Source organism: Streptomyces sp. NH27, assembly GCF_056859195.1.
The window spans coordinates 1-2,157 of the sequence record NZ_JACEGK010000816.1 but is presented as its reverse complement, the minus strand read 5'-3'; the positions used below and the strand labels follow the sequence as shown (position 1 = coordinate 2,157).

Genomic DNA, 2,157 nt, shown 5'->3' with positions numbered 1-2,157 from the left:
GGCGGCCGGCGGCGACCGCGTGCCGCATGGCCGCGGCCATGAGAGAGGGCCGCTGCGCACGGGTGACCGCGGACGCGAGCATGACGGCCTCGCACCCGAGTTCCATCGCGAGGGAAGCGTCGGAGGCGGTGCCGGCACCGGCGTCGAGAATGACAGGCACGGACGCACGCTCGACGATGAGCTGGAAGTTGTGCGGGTTGCGAATGCCGAGCCCGGAGCCGATCGGTGAGCCGAGCGGCATGATCGCGGCGCACCCGACATCCTCCAACTTGCGGGCGAGCACGGGGTCGTCGCTGGTGTAGGGCAGGACCGTGAACCCGTCGTCCACCAACGTCTCCGCAGCGTCGAGGAGTTCGACCGGATCGGGCAGCAACGTCCGCTCGTCGGCGATCACTTCGAGTTTGACCCAGTCGGTGCCCAGCGCCTCCCGGGCCAGCCGCGCGGTCAGGACGGCCTCGCCCGCGGTGAAACACCCGGCCGTGTTCGGCAGCACCCGGATACCGTGCCGGTCCAGCACCGAGAGCACCGAACCCTTCGCGGTCGGGTCCAGCCGCCGCATCGCGACCGTCGTCAACTCCGTACCGGACGCGAGGAGTGCCTGTTCCAGCACGTCGAGACTGGGCGCCCCGCCGGTCCCCATGATCAGCCGGGACCCGAACACGGCGTCCCCGATCCGCAGCGGATCGGCGGCTTCCGCGGACTTCACCGACGTCGTCACGCTCAGCCTCCCTGTACCGCGGTGAGGATCTCCACCCGGTCGCCCGCGGACAGTCGGGTCGCCGACCAGCGCGAGCGCGGTACGACGGTCTCGTTGAGGGCGGCGGCCACCCCGGAGGGTGCCGCGGTGAACCGCGCCACGAGCGCGCCGAGTTCGATCGGGTCCTCCAGGGTGCGCCGCTCCCCGTTTACCAGCACGTCGATCGTCATGCCGGCTGCTCCTCACGCGCGGCCGCGGCGAACCGCCCGGCCGCGAACGGCCTGGCGTGGTCGGGCAGTTCGCCGGTGTCCAGGACGTGGCCGAGCACGTCCCCGGTGATCGGGGTGAGCAGCACGCCGTTGCGGTGGTGCCCGGTGGCCAGCAGCAGGCCGTCCAGGTGCGAGGGCCCCAGCAGGGGCGCGTTGTCGGGGGAGCCGGGACGTAGCCCCGCCAGCGTCTCGGTGAGCGGAAGTTCGGTGATCCCGGGTACCAACTCGTGTGCGTCCCGCAGGAGTTGGTACACCCCGCCGGCGGTCACGGCCGTATCCCAGCCGAACTCCTCGCTGGTCGCGCCGAGTACCAGCTCGCCGTTCTCCCGCGGCACCAGGTAGACGTGGCTGCCGCGGACCACCGCGCGGACCGTGCGCGACAGGAACGGCGCCCGCGCGGCCGGCACCCGCAGCCGCAGGATCTGCCCCTTCACCGGCCGCACCGGCGGCAGCGCGTCCGCCGGCAGCCCCGGTACCCGGCCGCTCTCGCACCCCGCGGCCAGTACGGTACGGCCCGCCGCCACCCTTGTGCCGTCGGCGAGTTCCACGCCCGTGACCCGGTCGCCGGCGCACTCCACCCGCGCCGCCTTCACCCGTACGAACTCCACGCCCGCGGCCTGCGCGGCCCGCAGCAGCGCCGCGGCCAGCCGGCGGGGGTCCACCTGGTGGTCGCCGTCCACCCGCAGGCCGCCCCGCACCCCGGGGGCGAGCAGCGGCTCCAGCCGGCGGCAGTCCCGCCCGCTCAGCCACTGCGCGGCAAGACCGAGCGAGGTCTGGAACGTGTGCAGGTCGCGCAGGTCGGCCCGGTCGTCCGAGTCCAGCGCGACCGCGAGGGTGCCGCACGGGCGGTAGCCGGTGTCGAGGCCGGTGGCCGCGGTCAACTCCGCGACGAAGTCCGGGTATCGCGCGGCCGACGCCAGGTTCAGGTCGAGCAGCGTCTGCTCGCCGTACTGCAACTCCGTCACCGCGGCGAGCATGCCCGCCGCCACGTGGGCGGCTCCGCCGCCGGGGGACGGGTCGGCCACCACCGTGGCCAGTCCGCGCTGGGCGGCGCGCCACGCCGTCACCAGGCCGATGATGCCGCCCCCCACGACGAGGACGTCCGCTGTTCGGGTACGCATAGGTCTCGGCTGCTCCCTTCGCCGGCATGACCCGGATCAGGTTCGTACGGTCGGTGGCCGACCAGCCACC

At 73.8% G+C, this 2,157-nt stretch carries 3 protein-coding genes; all 3 read right to left on the bottom strand.

Annotated elements, in window-relative coordinates:
- The coding region (locus AC13HU_RS36140; protein ID WP_483046230.1) for a thiazole synthase at window positions 1–640 on the bottom strand (640 nt) is incomplete at its 3' end.
- Between the two features lie 80 nt (window positions 641–720).
- Entirely contained in the window at window positions 721–927 is a 207-nt protein-coding gene (gene thiS / locus AC13HU_RS36135; RefSeq protein ID WP_483046229.1) for a sulfur carrier protein ThiS, read from the bottom strand.
- Entirely contained in the window at window positions 924–2,087 is a 1,164-nt protein-coding gene (gene thiO, locus AC13HU_RS36130) for a glycine oxidase ThiO (RefSeq protein ID WP_483046228.1), read from the bottom strand. Before thiO ends, thiS begins: the two co-directional genes overlap by 4 nt.
- Window positions 2,088–2,157: the final 70 nt, after the last annotated feature.

What these genes read in the sequence shown, in the direction of transcription:
- thiO (WP_483046228.1), bottom strand. Translation starts at nt 2,087, where the DNA reads ATGCGTACCCGAACAGCGGACGTCCTCGTCGTGGGGGGCGGCATCATC.
- thiS (WP_483046229.1), bottom strand. Translation starts at nt 927, where the DNA reads ATGACGATCGACGTGCTGGTAAACGGGGAGCGGCGCACCCTGGAGGAC.